Here is a 14,106-nt window from a genome sequence, read left to right as displayed (position 1 = left end):
ATGACGACTATTTTCGATCCGATCAAACTGGGCGACCTGGAGCTGTCGAACCGCATCATCATGGCACCGCTGACCCGCTGCCGCGCCGATGCCGGCCGCGTACCCAACGCGCTGATGGCCGAGTACTACGTGCAACGGGCTTCCGCCGGGCTGATCCTCAGCGAAGCCACTTCGGTGACACCGCTGGGCGTGGGCTACCCGGACACGCCGGGCATCTGGTCCAACGACCAGGTGCGCGGCTGGGCCAATATCACCAAGGCCGTGCATGGCGCAGGGGGCAAGATCTTCCTGCAACTGTGGCACGTGGGCCGCATTTCCCACGCGTCCTACCTGAACGGCGAAACCCCGGTGGCGCCGAGCGCGATCCAGGCTAAAGGTCATGTCAGCCTGGTACGCCCGTTGGCCGACTACCCGACGCCGCGCGCCCTGGAAACCGCTGAAATCGCCGACATCGTCGACGCTTACCGCACCGGCGCCGAGAACGCCAAGGCCGCAGGCTTTGATGGCGTGGAGATCCACGGCGCCAACGGCTACCTGCTCGACCAGTTCCTGCAAAGCAGCACCAATAAGCGCACCGACAACTATGGTGGCTCCCTGGAAAACCGTGCACGCCTGCTGTTGGAAGTGACCGATGCGGCCATCGAGGTCTGGGGCCCTGGCCGTGTGGGTGTGCATTTGGCACCGCGCGCCGATGCCCACGACATGGGCGACGACAACCTGAAGGAGACCTTCACCTACGTCGCCAGCGAACTGGGCAAGCGTGGTATCGCCTTCATCTGCTCTCGTGAAAAGGCAGGTGCGGACAGCCTCGGTCCTCAATTGAAAAAAGCCTTTGGCGGCGTGTACATCGCCAACGAACGTTTCACCAAGGACAGCGCCAATGCCTGGCTGGCCGAAGGCAAAGCGGACGCCGTGGCCTGGGGTGTGCCGTTCATTGCCAACCCGGACCTGCCAGCACGCCTGAAAGCCGATGCGCCGTTGAACGAAGCGCATCCGGAAACCTTCTACGGCCAGGGCCCGGTGGGCTACATCGATTACCCGACGCTGCCGCTGTAATCGCCCGACACGCGAAACCAAATGTGGGAGGGGGCTTGCTCCCGATAGCGGTGCGTCAGTCACTGTATGTGTTGACTGAACCACTGCCATCGGGGGCAAGCCCCCTCCCACATTGTTGACACTATGTTGCCCTGGGAAACACTCCTTAACAGCCTTGCAACAAAATCCCTACAAAATACTTAGGCGGCTATGTATCAACCGTCCGCCAGCCCGTATATAAAGTCACCCCACCCATCAGGCAGAAGGACGATTGACGGTCCTTAGGCTTTACTGTTGACACAACCTGATGCAATTACGCATTTTGTCTCAATTGCGCAGGCTGGGGCTCAGGCGCAGCATATCGAGCCCTGCATCCACCCAGCGTTCGGCCTCCTGATGTAGCTGGAAGCTGTCGGGTACCAGCAGCCACTGGCCGATCAGCCCGTTGATGTAGGCATGGATGCACACTGCACCACGGGTGGTGTCGAGGTTTTCCGGAAGTTGCCCGCGATGGACCGCGTTGCGCAGTGTCAGGCCGATGCGCAGGTTGCATTCCAGGCTGTGGGTCTGGCGCTGACGGCGCATGTCGCACATTTCATCGGTGAATTCGCACTTATGAAACAAAATCTCATTGATGCGCCGGGTTTTCGGGTCCAGGGCCACCTGATGAAACAAATGAATCAGCAGCTTGCGCATGCACCCCAACGGATCGACTTCGTCCTCGCTTTCACTGGCCCTGGCCAATTCGTCCAGTGGCTCATGCAGCGTGTCCAGCAGGGCCTGCAACAGATCGGATTTATTACTGAAGTGCCAATAAATAGCGCCCCGCGTGACGCCGGCCAGCGCAGCGATATCCGCCAGCGTCGTCCGTGCAACGCCGCGCTCATAAAAGGCTTGCTCGGCGGCTTCGAGAATTTGGCTGCGCGTTTCCTGAGCTTCCTCTTTAGTGCGACGAACCATGGCAGTACAACCTCAATCAGGACACCTGAGACTATCGTTAACGCAGTGTTAATAGATGTTAACGATCATCCGAATATTTGTGGGACGACACCGTCATGGGCGCCGAACGTAATGGAATCGAGACTTTTGGCCTGCTTTGTCAACAATCCGCGAAGCCTGTCAAGAGTTTACAAACAACCATGAACGTAAGTATATTGCGTAGCAAGCTACTTATCCACTCACAGCTTGTTTTTTACCCTTCCACACTTCTTGTGCGCACCCTGCGCGCCTGACCCGAGGATCTTCATGCAACTTAAGCCAGCTGTTACCGCTCTGGTCACTGCCGTCGCCCTGGCATCGCTGCTCAGCGGATGTAAAAAGGAAGAAGCGGCTCCGCCCGCTCAAGCCCCTCAGGTCGGCGTGGTCACCATTCAACCGCAAGCCTATACCCTGACGTCCGAGCTGCCCGGCCGCACCACCGCCTACCGCATCGCGGAAGTTCGCCCGCAGGTCAACGGCATCATCCTCAAGCGCCTGTTCAAGGAAGGCGCGGATGTGAAGGAAGGCCAGCAGCTCTATCAGATCGATCCGTCGGTCTATGAAGCCACGCTGAAAAGCGCACAAGCCAGCCTGACCCAGACCAAGTCCATCTCCGACCGCTACAAGCAGTTGGTCGATGAGCAAGCCGTCAGCCGCCAGGAATACGACACCGCCGTGGCCAACCGCATGACCGCGGAAGCAAACGTGCAAACCGCCCAGATCAACGTGCGCTACACCAAGGTGTTCGCGCCGATCTCCGGGCGTATCGGTCGTTCTTCGGTGACCGAAGGCGCGCTGGTCAGCAATGGCCAGACCGATGCCATGGCGGTAATCCAGCAACTGGACCCGATCTACGTCGACGTCACGCAGTCTTCGGCGGAAATGCTGAAACTGCGCCGCGACCTGGAAAGCGGCCAACTGGAAAAAGCCGGCGCCAACGCCGCCAAGGTCAAGCTGACCCTGGAAGACGGCAGCGACTACGGCCATGACGGCAAGCTGGAATTCTCCGAAGTCTCGGTCGACCAGACCACCGGCTCCGTGACCCTGCGCGCCGTGTTCCCCAACCCTGACCACACCCTGCTGCCGGGCATGTTCGTACACGCCCAGCTGCAAGCCGGCGTGAACAGCAAGGCGATCCTCGCGCCACAGCAAGGCGTGACCCGCGACCTCAAGGGCATCCCGACGGCGCTGGTGGTCAACGCCGACAACAAGGTCGAGCAGCGTGTACTGGTGGCAAACCGCACCGCCGGCGCCTATTGGCTGGTGGAGAAAGGCCTGAACGCCGGTGACCGCGTGATCACCGAAGGCCTGCAGTACGTCAAGCCGGGTGTGGAGGTCAAGGTCAAGGAGGCTGACAACGCCAAGCCCGCCGGTTCCGCCGCTGCTCCTGCTGCCGCGCCTGGCCAGGGGGAGTAATCCATGTCGAAATTTTTTATCGACCGTCCCATTTTCGCCTGGGTAATTGCCCTGGTGATCATGCTGGTCGGGGCACTGTCGATCCTGAAGTTGCCCATCAACCAATACCCGGCCATCGCGCCAACCGCCATCGACATCCAGGTGACCTACCCAGGCGCGTCCGCACAAACCGTGCAGGACACCGTGGTGCAGGTCATCGAGCAACAGCTCAACGGTATCGACAACCTGCGTTATGTGGCCTCGGACAGTAACTCCGACGGCAGCATGACCATCACCGCGACGTTCAACCAGGGTACCAACCCGGACATCGCCCAGGTCCAGGTGCAGAACAAGCTGAACCTGGCGACCCCATTGCTGCCGCAGGAAGTGCAGCAACAGGGTATCCGCGTAACCAAGTCGGTAAAGAACTTCCTGATGGTGATCGGCCTGGTGTCGGAAGACGGCAGCATGACCAAGGATGACTTGTCCAACTACATCGTTTCCAACATCCAGGACCCGATTTCCCGGACCGCAGGTGTGGGTGACTTCCAGGTGTTCGGTTCGCAGTACGCCATGCGTATCTGGCTGGACCCGGCCAAGCTGAATAACTTCCAGCTCACGCCGGTGGATGTCAGCACGGCCATCTCGGCACAGAACGTCCAGGTGGCCACCGGTCAATTGGGCGGCCTGCCTGCCCTGCCCGGCAACCAGCTGAACGCCACCATCATCGGCAAGACCCGCCTGCAGACGGCTGAGCAGTTCGGCAATATCCTGATGAAGGTCAATGCCGACGGTTCCCAGGTTCGCCTGCGTGACGTGGCGCGTATCGAACTCGGCGGCCAGAACTACAGCATCAGCGCGCAGTTCAACGGCAACCCGGCTTCCGGCATGGCGATCAAGCTCGCGTCGGGCGCCAACGCCCTGGACACCGCCAAGGCCATCCGTGCCACCGTGGCGTCCCTGGAACCGTTCTTCCCGCCTGGCATGAAGGCGGTGGTGCCGTATGACACCACCCCGGTCGTGACCGAATCGATCTCCGGTGTAGTGCACACCCTGATCGAAGCGATCGTGCTGGTGTTCCTGGTGATGTTCCTGTTCCTGCAGAACTTCCGTGCCACCATCATCACCACCATGACCGTACCGGTGGTACTGCTGGGTACCTTCGGGATCCTCGCGGCGTTCGGTTTCACCATCAACACATTGACCATGTTCGGCATGATCCTCGCCATCGGCCTGCTGGTGGACGACGCCATCGTCGTGGTGGAAAACGTCGAGCGGGTAATGGCCGAGGAGCACCTGTCGCCGAAAGAGGCGACGGTCAAGTCCATGGGCCAGATCCAGGGCGCCCTGGTGGGTATTGCCCTGGTACTGTCGGCGGTACTGTTGCCGATGGCGTTCTTCGGCGGCTCCACCGGTGTGATCTACAAACAGTTCTCCATCACCATCGTTTCGGCCATGGCGTTGTCGGTACTGGTTGCCCTGATCTTCACCCCGGCCCTGTGCGCCACCATGCTCAAGCCGATCGACCCGGAAAAACACGGCCAACCCAAGCGTGGTTTCTTCGGCTGGTTCAACCGCACCTTCGACCGTGGCGTACTGAGCTACGAGCGCGGCGTGGGTAACATGATCAAGCACAAGATCCCGGCGTTCCTGGTGTACGCCCTGATCATCGCCGGCATGATCTGGCTGTTCATGCGCATCCCGGCTGCGTTCCTGCCCGATGAAGACCAGGGCGTGATCTTTGCCCAGGTGCAGACCCCGGTAGGCTCGTCGGCTGAACGCACGCAAAAAGTCATCGACGACATGCGCGCCTACCTGCTCAATGACAAGGAAGGCGAGCCGGGCGAAGGCAAAGGCGTGAAATCGGTGTTTACCGTGAACGGCTTCAACTTCGCCGGTCGTGGCCAGAGTTCGGGCCTGGCCTTCGTGATGCTCAAGCCGTGGGATGAGCGCGACTCGTCCACCTCGGTGTTCGAGATTGCCAAGCGTGCCCAGGGTTACTTCATGCAGACCTTCCAGGACGCCATGGTGTTTGCCATTGTGCCGCCGTCTGTACTGGAACTCGGTAACGCCACCGGTTTCGACGTGTTCCTGCAAGACCAGGGCGGTGTCGGCCATGAAAAGCTGATGGCTGCGCGTAACCAGTTCCTGGGCATGGCTGCCCAGAGCAAGATCCTGGCCGGTGTGCGCCCCAACGGCGTGAACGATGAGCCGCAATACGAGCTCACCGTCGACGACGAGAAGGCCAGCGCCCAGGGCATCACGCTGTCCAACATCAACCAGACCCTGGCGATTGCCTTGGGTGGCAGCTACGTCAACGACTTCATCGACCGTGGTCGGGTGAAGAAGGTTTACGTGCAGGGTGAAGCGGCCAGCCGGATGTCCCCGGAAGACCTGAACAAATGGTACGTGCGCAGCGACTCCGGGAAGATGGTGCCGTTGTCGGCCATCGCCTCGGGCAAGTGGATCTACGGCTCGCCGAAGCTCTCGCGTTATAACGGTGTAGCGGCGATGGAAATCCTCGGTACCCCGGCACCGGGCTACAGCACCGGTGACGCCATGGCCGAAGTCGAACGTATCGCCAAGGAGCTGCCGGCGGGCGTGGGCTACGCCTGGACGGGCCTGTCGTATGAAGAACGCCTGTCCGGCTCCCAGGCGCCGGCACTGTATGCGCTGTCGCTGCTGGTGGTGTTCCTGTGCCTCGCGGCGCTGTACGAAAGCTGGTCGATCCCGATCGCAGTGATCCTGGTGGTTCCACTGGGCGTGGTGGGGGCGTTGATCGCCACCAGCATGCGCGGCTTGTCCAACGACGTGTTCTTCCAGGTGGGCTTGCTGGTGACGGTGGGCCTGGCGGCGAAGAACGCCATCCTGATCGTGGAGTTCGCCAAGGAACTCCACGAGCAAGGCAAAGGCATCGTCGAGGCGGCCATCGAGGCTTCGCGGATGCGCCTGCGGCCGATCATCATGACCTCCATGGCGTTCGTCCTCGGCGTGTTGCCGCTGGCGATCTCCTCGGGCGCCGGCTCAGGCAGCCAGCACGCAATCGGTACCGGTGTAATTGGCGGTATGATCACGGCCACGGTGCTGGCGATCTTCTGGGTGCCACTGTTCTTTGCGAGCGTGTCCGCCATGGGCGAACGTAAAAAGACTGAACCTAAGCAAACTCCTCAAGAGGCTGGCCAATGAGCAAGTCGCTACTTTCCTTAGCCGTCACCGCATTCGTGCTCAGTGGCTGCTCGCTGATCCCTGACTACCAGCGCCCTGAAGCGCCGGTGGCAGCTCAGTTCCCACAGGGGCCGGCGTATTCGTCGGCCCAGGCGCCGGGCCAGGCCGCTGCAGAGCAGGGCTGGAAGCAGTTTTTCCATGACCCTGCCCTGCAACAGCTGATCCAGACCGCGCTGGTGAACAACCGTGACCTGCGTGTCGCGGCCCTGAACATCGACGCGTATGCGGCGCAGTACCAGATCCAGCGTGCAGACCTGTTCCCGGCCGTATCGGCCACGGGCAGCGGCAGCCGTTCGCGCACCCCGGCCAAGCTGTCGCAGACCGGCGAATCGACCATCACCAGCCAGTACTCGGCCGGCCTCGGGATCAGTTCTTATGAGCTGGACCTGTTCGGTCGTGTGCGCAGCCTGAGTGAAGAAGCGCTGCAAAAGTACTTCGCCACTGAAGAAGCACGGCGCAGCACCCAGATCAGCCTGGTGGCCAGCGTGGCGAATGCCTACCTGACCTGGCAGGCCGACAAGGAACTGCTCAAGCTGACCCAGGACACCCTCGGCGCGTACGAGCAGAGTTTCAAACTGACCTCGCGCAGTAATGAAGTCGGCGTGGCGTCGGCCCTCGACCTCAGCCAGGCGCGCACCTCGGTGGAAAATGCCCGCGTGGCACTGGCACGCTACACTCGCCAGGTGGCCCAGGACGAAAACAGCCTGACCCTGCTGCTGGGCACCGGCCTGCCGGCGAATATCGCCAGCAAGCCGCTGTCGGATGACCTGCTCAGCGACGTACCGGCCGGCTTGCCCTCGGACCTGCTGCAACGTCGTCCCGACATCGTGCAGGCCGAGTACAACCTCAAGGCCGCCAACGCCAACATCGGGGCGGCCCGTGCAGCGTTCTTCCCGAGCATCAGCCTGACCGCCAGCGCCGGTACCGCCAGCCCTACCCTGGGCGGCCTGTTCAAAGGCGGTTCGGGTACCTGGTCGTTCGCCCCGCAGATCAACATCCCGATCTTCAACGCCGGCAGCCTGCGCGCCAGCCTGGACTATTCGAAGATCCAGAAAGAGATCAACGTGGCGAACTACGAGAAGGCGATCCAGACCGGCTTCCAGGAAGTCTCCGACGGCCTCGCCGCGCGTGAGACCTACAAGCAGCAGCTGGAGGCCCAGCGTGGCTTCGTCGCGGCCAACCAGGATTACTACCGCCTGGCCGAGCGGCGCTACCGCATCGGTGTCGACAGCAACCTGACCTTCCTCGACGCCCAGCGCCAACTGTTCAGTGCCCAGCAATCGCTGATCACCGACCGCCTGGCGCAACTGACCAGCGAGGTCAACCTGTACAAGGCCCTCGGCGGTGGCTGGAACGAGCAGACTGCGAAGAACGAGCCGTTGAAAGAAGAAGCACCGGCGTTGAAGTTGTTCTGATAACGCCGCAATAAACAAAAACCGCCTCCCTTATCAGGAGGCGGTTTTTTATGGCCCGCGATATTTTACAGGCTGGGTGTCAAGGTTAAGTTCTCAATTCACTGACTTGCACCTGAAACCTAAGGCTCGTAATTTTATACTCGATTTCTCTTCCATCGGCGTTGCGGGCAGTGAGTGAGAAATTAAACTCAGCGATAAACCAGAACCCTTCCTCTGAATCTTCAGTGCGCCTTACGCGGAATGTACCCGTCGGATCAGAAAACCCGTATGAGAATTCAGGCCGCATAATAAGAAGCGTATCAACACTTTCTGGCGCCCCCCCAGGCCCTGTGATTGGATAATCAGTAAAGGTTTTCAAGGCACTCCCTGCAAACTCAAGGGACGCACGATCACCTCCATGACGGGGCAAGCACTGAATAAAATAACTTGAGTCTGAGTAGATCACGAAAAATACATCACCCAGGTCGATGGGGTCATAACTGCCATCGACACTGGCGTCGATCTCACAAAAAACTGGAACCTTCGCTTGCGCTCGGTGCTTGGGTACAAACTTACCCGTTGTGCTGTGGTTCGCTAACGCGCAGGTAATTTGAAGGGCATGGCAAACAACTTCCATATCGCCCTTGCCATCTGGCTTGAAGTAGATGGAAAACTGCATGCTCAGCGCTATATGGCCGTCCTTGTATTCAAGACGGTCAACCGTCAGGGCCCCCGAATATTCGTCGGGAAAATACTCGATGCGTTTTCCCAAGGCAAAAGCTGCCCTGATTCCAGGGGCTTGCGGCCGGATCGGATAGGTCTGGCCTGCTTTCAACTCTTTAGCCTCAAGAGTCAGTTCATTTCTCGAACCCGGATTGTCCTCAAATCCTAAACGAATGAAAAACTGAGCACCCTCGATATAGATCAACTCGAATGTGTCGAATGTAATCGGGATCTTCTTGTTACCCCCAAAGATCAGGTCCGCGTTGAACGTATTCGACGACGTTAACAACTCACCCATGTCTGTTCCAAAGCTCATGAGCACTTCTCCCTTGAGCACCAGAAAAAGTACTGCCACCGCCTTGAACATAGCCGTTCAAAAACGGGTCATCTACTGTCAACCCTGACAGTAGACGCAGAAGCGGTTAAACATAAGGCTGACAGGTTGGCCAAGCTCTCTGTGGCGAGCGGGCTTGCCCCGCTCGTCACAAAGCGCTCCCGCCTTGCTTTGCGCTCAACCTTTCAGGGTAAAATCTGTCACAGATTCTTACAGACCACAGAGGGAGCTTGTCGTAATGATCGTAGGAATCGACCTGGGGACCACCAACAGTCTCGCAGCCGTCTGGCGCGGCGATGCCGCCGAAATGGTGCCCAACGCGTTGGGCCAGTTGCTGACCCCCAGCGTGGTCGGGCTGGATGACCAAGGCCGTGTCCTGGTGGGCCAGGCCGCCAAGGAGCGCCTGCACACCCACCCGCACCTGACCACCTCGCTGTTCAAGCGCTACATGGGCAGCGCCACCGAAGTGCGCCTGGGCGACCGTTCGTTCCGCCCCGAAGAGCTCTCGGCGCTGGTGCTCAAGAGCCTCAAGGAGGACATCGAGCGCACCTACGGCCAAATCGTTACCGACGCGGTGATCAGCGTGCCCGCCTACTTCAGCGATGGCCAACGCAAGGCCACGCGCATCGCCGGTGAACTGGCGGGGCTCAGCGTTGAAAAACTGATCAACGAACCGACCGCCGCGGCCCTGGCCTACGGCCTGCATCAGCGTGATAAAGAAACCTCGTTCCTGGTCTTCGACCTTGGCGGCGGCACCTTCGACGTGTCGATCATCGAGCTGTTCGACGGGGTGATGGAAGTCCGCGCCAGCGCCGGCGACAACTTCCTCGGTGGCGAAGACTTCGACACCCTGTTGCTCGAACACTTTGTCGACAGCCAACGCAACACCACGGGTTTCCCGCCCACCAGCACGGTGCTGCAAGCCCTGCGCCGCGAAGCCGAGCGCGTACGCAAAGCCCTGGGCCAGGACGACAGCGCCCAATTCGCGCTGCGCGTCGACGGCCAGCAATGGACAAAAACCATCACCCAACAGGAACTGGCCAAGCTCTACACGCCGCTGCTGGAACGCCTGCGCGCGCCGATCGAACGCGCCCTGCGCGATGCGCGGATTCGGGTCAGCGACCTGGATGAAATCCTGCTGGTGGGCGGCACCACGCGCATGCCGCTGGTGCGCAAACTCGCCGCAGGCCTGTTCGGGCGCTTTCCCTCCATCAGCCTCGATCCCGACCAGGTGGTCGCCCATGGTGCGGCGATCCAGGCCGCCCTCAAGGCCCGTTCCGCCGCCCTCGAAGAAGTGGTGCTGACCGACGTCTGCCCCTACACCCTGGGCATCGAAACCTCCAACCAGTACGGCGGCCATATCGAAAGCGGCCATTACCTGCCGTTGATCGAACGCAACAGCAGCGTGCCGGTCAGCCGGGTCAAAAGCGTGGTCACCCTGCACGACGACCAGGCCCACGTACTGCTGAAGATCTACCAAGGCGAAAGCCGCCTGGTCAAAGACAACATCGAGCTGGGCCAACTGGATATTCCGGTGCCCAAGCGCAAGGCCGGTGAAGTCTCCCTGGACGTGCGTTTCACCTACGACAACAACGGCCTGCTGGAAGCCCAGGTGAATATCCCGCTGACCGGCGAGCAGCATTCGCTGGTGATCGAGAACAACCCCGGCGTGCTCAACCCGCAGGAAATCCAGCAACGCCTGCAAGCCCTGGCGCAATTGAAGGTCCACCCCCGCGACCAGCAGGTCAATACGGTGCTCGTCGCCCGCCTCGAACGGCTCTACCAGGAAAACCTCGGCGAGCTGCGCGAACAGCTCGGGCATTGGGCGGCGCAGTTCCAGCAGGTACTCGACACCCAGGACGAACGCCGCATCCGCGACGCCCGCAGCGAACTGAGCCGTCAACTTGAGCAACTCGACAACGGGTTCTGGCGCTGAGGGCACACCAATGGATTGCTGGACCGTACTGCAACTGCCGGATGACGCCGACGAGCGCACCATCAAGCGCAGCTATGCGCGGCTGCTGAAAAACTGCCGCCCGGACGACGACGCCCAAGGCTTCCAGCGCCTGCGCGAGGCCTATGAACACGCGCTGAATGAAGCTCGCTGGCGAGCTGATAACGAAGAGGCAGAACCCGTCCAGGCGCCCGTGGCCGAAGCGGTCTACGCCAACCTGAATGACCTGGCCGAACTGCTGGACATCATCCCCGTCAGCCCTGCGCCCTTCGACGCCCCCACACCTGACCCGGCCCAGGCCCTGCTCGACGGCCTGACCGCGCGTAACCTCGAGGAACGCTGGGCCCAGGCTCGGCAACAGGGCTGCACCGATGCGTTCCAGGCCAGCCTGTTGCGCCATTGTTTCGACGCACCGGGCGAACGCGGCGCCATCGCCGCTTGGGCCGCGCAACACCTGGAATGGCTGACCCCCTGGCAGCAGGTGGCGATGACGTCCTGGCAATACGAAGCACTGACCGGCGAGCTGCTGCAAGACTACCGCCGCACCCTGCAGGAACTGCTGGAGCAAAAGGCCGAGCGCGAGTTCATCACCCAGCTCACGCAGTACAACGACCAACCCTGGCTGCGGGTGTTCGACCTGCAACAGCAGTGGCAGCGCATCGTCCTGCACCTGCTGCATGACACCCAGTGGAGCGTGCCGCTGTTCGAGCGGGTGTGCCAGGCCTTCGGCTGGGACGACCAGAAAGGCGTCTACCCGGAACCGGCGTGGATGTGGCGCGAACTGGTGTCCCGTTGCGAACAGGAAAGCTTCTACGCCAACCTGCAGGACAAGGCCCAGGACACGCGGCGCACATCAGCCGATGCCCTGGCCGCGCGCCTGCTGCTGACGCCGATGTCCGCCACGCAACACAAACGCATGATCGATGGGTTTGGCGAGAACGAGTGGAACGCCTGCCAGCACCTGGCGCAAACACTGACCTGGCGCTATCCGCAACTGGTGGAGCGCCTGCCTCAAACAGACCTGTTCTTTTGGCGCAAATTCGTGCCCCGGCCGATCTACACCCAGGTATTTATCCGGCTATGGGCCGTCTTCGCTTTGGGGCTTGGCCTGAGCATCGCCCACGATAAGCCAGACAGAATGGACGGGATGTCGCTGGTCATTTTCATGCTGATGGCGTTCGTGCCGGCGGCCGTTGGCTTTCGCGTCACCCAAGTGTGGGCCGGAATGAGTTCAACCTATCGGGTGCTGGATGTGTGGCTGAGCCAGTACCTGATCCCCAAGCGAATCAACCCCAACGACTACTGGCTGGTGATTCGCCACGGCGTACCGCAGGCAATCATGCTGGTGGCCTGCGGCTTGATGCTCGGTGTACTGGGTGCGGTGACCTATGCCGGCGCACTGCTGATCAACCTGCTGCACAAAAAACGCATCGGTCATATGAGCCAGAAGTTCGCCGAAGGCTACCCCTGGTTGAACGGCCTGCACTGGGCCTTCTGGAGCCCTCTGCAAATGGTGTTCCTGGTGGTGATGGTGGCGCTGATCGTAGCTGCGCAACACTACCTGCCGACTGTGCCCTGGACCCACTTCGACCTGCCCAAGCGATAACCCTGCAGTGCCGGGCCTGTGCGCCCGGCAACTTGCGTTCGATCATCGCCCACAACCCGCCCTGCCCCGATTGAACCGCCCCCGCACCGCCCCGCACCATGGCCGCCACCTGCATAAACCCAATAACAACAGGTCCACCACCATGAGCACTTTTCACCCGCGCCGGCTCCTGCTGGCCACCGCTATCGCCAGTCTTGCCCTGCCCGTCGTCGCCGAAGAGCACGGTTTTCTGGAGGACGCCAGCGCCAACCTCAACCTGCGTAATTTCTTCTTCAACCGCAATTTCACCAACCCCACCAAAACCCAGGGTGGCGCGCAGGAGTGGACACAGAGTTTCATCCTCGACGCCAAGTCCGGCTTTACCCAAGGCACCGTCGGTTTCGGTGTGGATGTGCTGGGGCTGTACTCGTTGAAGCTCGATGGCGGGCGCGGTACCGGCGGCACCCAATTGCTGCCGCTGGACCACGATGGCCGCCCTGCGGATGAATTCGGTCGCCTTGGGGTGGCGTTCAAGGCGCGTATTTCCAAGACTGAAGTGAAGGTCGGCGAATGGATGCCGGTGCTGCCGATCCTGCGTGCCGACGATGGCCGCTCCCTGCCGCAAACCCTGCGCGGCGGGCAGATCACCTCGAAGGAAATCGACGGCCTGACCCTCTACGGCGGCCAGTTCCGCGCCAACAGCCCGCGCGACGACAGCAGCATGTCGGACATGTCGATGGTCGGCAAAACCGCGTTCACCTCGGACCGCTTCAACTTCCAGGGCGGCGAGTACGCCTTCAACGACAAACGCACCCAGATCGGACTGTGGAACGCCCAGCTCAAGGACATCTACAGCCAGCAGTTCGTCAACCTGATCCACAGCCAGCCCCTGGGCGACTGGACCCTGGGCGCCAACCTCGGGTTCTTCTACGGCAAGGACGACGGCAGCGCCCGCGCCGGCGACCTGGACAACAAGACCTGGTCCGGCCTGTTCTCGGCCAAGTATGGCGGCAACACCTTCTACGTCGGCCTGCAAAAACTCACCGGCAACAGCGCGTGGATGCGCGTCAACGGCACCAGCGGCGGCACCCTGGCCAACGACAGCTACAACTCGAGTTACGACAACGCCGAGGAAAAATCCTGGCAGGTGCGCCACGACTACAACTTCGCCGCCCTCGGCGTACCGGGCCTGACCCTGATGAACCGCTATATCAGCGGCAGCAACGTGCACACCGGCACCATCACCGATGGCAAGGAATGGGGTCGCGAAAGCGAATTGGGTTATACCGTGCAAAGCGGCGTGGTGAAGAACCTCACGGTGCGCTGGCGCAATTCGAGCATGCGCCGCGACTACAGCAACAACGAGTTCGATGAAAACCGGTTGATCGTCAGTTACCCGATAAGTCTGCTGTAATCCGGCGCGGCACTTACTGTATCGTGCGCGCCTGCCGCTGCTGATCCGCCCAGCAGCGGCCTCTTATCC

The 14,106-nt window shown here is 61.0% G+C and carries 9 protein-coding genes; 7 read left to right on the top strand and 2 right to left on the bottom strand.

Features of this window, described 5'->3' with window-relative positions; all coding sequences use genetic code 11:
- Positions 1 to 1,056, top strand: coding sequence for an alkene reductase (locus BM416_RS09970; protein ID WP_027604390.1), 1,056 nt, complete (start codon positions 1 to 3; stop codon positions 1,054 to 1,056).
- 306 nt (positions 1,057 to 1,362) lie between these two features.
- Here BM416_RS09970 and BM416_RS09965 read toward each other — a convergent pair whose 3' ends face one another.
- Positions 1,363 to 1,995: a TetR family transcriptional regulator gene (locus BM416_RS09965; protein WP_027604391.1), complete on the bottom strand. Its 633-nt coding sequence runs from the start codon at positions 1,993 to 1,995 to the stop codon at positions 1,363 to 1,365.
- Between the two features lie 285 nt (positions 1,996 to 2,280).
- Here BM416_RS09965 and BM416_RS09960 point away from each other — a divergent pair, with 285 nt between their 5' ends.
- Genes BM416_RS09960 through adeC form a run of 3 tightly spaced genes read left to right on the top strand, consistent with a single transcriptional unit; the run spans position 2,281 to position 8,048 of the window.
- Complete coding sequence (locus BM416_RS09960) at positions 2,281 to 3,429, top strand: efflux RND transporter periplasmic adaptor subunit (protein WP_065947337.1); 1,149 nt, start codon at positions 2,281 to 2,283, stop codon at positions 3,427 to 3,429.
- 3 nt (positions 3,430 to 3,432) lie between these two features.
- The gene (locus BM416_RS09955; RefSeq protein ID WP_092487781.1) at positions 3,433 to 6,594 is read left to right on the top strand and encodes an efflux RND transporter permease subunit; all 3,162 of its coding nucleotides are present in this window, start codon (positions 3,433 to 3,435) and stop codon (positions 6,592 to 6,594) included.
- On the top strand, positions 6,591 to 8,048 hold the full coding sequence (gene adeC, locus BM416_RS09950) for an AdeC/AdeK/OprM family multidrug efflux complex outer membrane factor (RefSeq protein WP_065928271.1): 1,458 nt from the start codon (positions 6,591 to 6,593) through the stop codon (positions 8,046 to 8,048). Before BM416_RS09955 ends, adeC begins: the two co-directional genes overlap by 4 nt.
- An 85-nt stretch (positions 8,049 to 8,133) precedes the next feature.
- Here adeC and BM416_RS09945 read toward each other — a convergent pair whose 3' ends face one another.
- Positions 8,134 to 9,117, bottom strand: coding sequence for a hypothetical protein (locus tag BM416_RS09945; RefSeq protein ID WP_092487778.1), 984 nt, complete (start codon positions 9,115 to 9,117; stop codon positions 8,134 to 8,136).
- Positions 9,118 to 9,322: 205 nt separating this feature from the next.
- On the opposite strand from BM416_RS09945, the gene BM416_RS09940 reads away from it, so the two are divergent.
- The 3 genes from BM416_RS09940 (at position 9,323) to BM416_RS09930 (ending at position 14,037) form a co-directional block, all read left to right on the top strand.
- Positions 9,323 to 11,020: a molecular chaperone HscC gene (locus tag BM416_RS09940; protein ID WP_092487775.1), complete on the top strand. Its 1,698-nt coding sequence runs from the start codon at positions 9,323 to 9,325 to the stop codon at positions 11,018 to 11,020.
- A 10-nt stretch (positions 11,021 to 11,030) separates the two neighbouring features.
- The gene (locus tag BM416_RS09935) at positions 11,031 to 12,644 is read left to right on the top strand and encodes a J domain-containing protein (protein WP_092487772.1); all 1,614 of its coding nucleotides are present in this window, start codon (positions 11,031 to 11,033) and stop codon (positions 12,642 to 12,644) included.
- 142 nt (positions 12,645 to 12,786) lie between these two features.
- Complete coding sequence (locus BM416_RS09930) at positions 12,787 to 14,037, top strand: OprD family porin (protein WP_065938968.1); 1,251 nt, start codon at positions 12,787 to 12,789, stop codon at positions 14,035 to 14,037.
- Positions 14,038 to 14,106: the final 69 nt, after the last annotated feature.

It is taken from the genome of Pseudomonas sp. NFACC42-2 (assembly GCF_900116055.1).
In the GTDB taxonomy this organism is placed as follows: domain Bacteria; phylum Pseudomonadota; class Gammaproteobacteria; order Pseudomonadales; family Pseudomonadaceae; genus Aquipseudomonas; species Aquipseudomonas marginalis.
This window is presented reverse-complemented; position numbering and strand designations above follow the sequence as displayed.

Coding starts and splice junctions, on each gene's coding strand:
- BM416_RS09970 (WP_027604390.1), top strand. CDS start 1: ATGACGACTATTTTCGATCCGATCAAACTGGGCGACCTGGAGCTGTCG.
- BM416_RS09965 (WP_027604391.1), bottom strand. CDS start 1,995: ATGGTTCGTCGCACTAAAGAGGAAGCTCAGGAAACGCGCAGCCAAATT.
- BM416_RS09960 (WP_065947337.1), top strand. CDS start 2,281: ATGCAACTTAAGCCAGCTGTTACCGCTCTGGTCACTGCCGTCGCCCTG.
- BM416_RS09955 (WP_092487781.1), top strand. CDS start 3,433: ATGTCGAAATTTTTTATCGACCGTCCCATTTTCGCCTGGGTAATTGCC.
- adeC (WP_065928271.1), top strand. CDS start 6,591: ATGAGCAAGTCGCTACTTTCCTTAGCCGTCACCGCATTCGTGCTCAGT.
- BM416_RS09945 (WP_092487778.1), bottom strand. CDS start 9,117: ATGTTCAAGGCGGTGGCAGTACTTTTTCTGGTGCTCAAGGGAGAAGTG.
- BM416_RS09940 (WP_092487775.1), top strand. CDS start 9,323: ATGATCGTAGGAATCGACCTGGGGACCACCAACAGTCTCGCAGCCGTC.
- BM416_RS09935 (WP_092487772.1), top strand. CDS start 11,031: ATGGATTGCTGGACCGTACTGCAACTGCCGGATGACGCCGACGAGCGC.
- BM416_RS09930 (WP_065938968.1), top strand. CDS start 12,787: ATGAGCACTTTTCACCCGCGCCGGCTCCTGCTGGCCACCGCTATCGCC.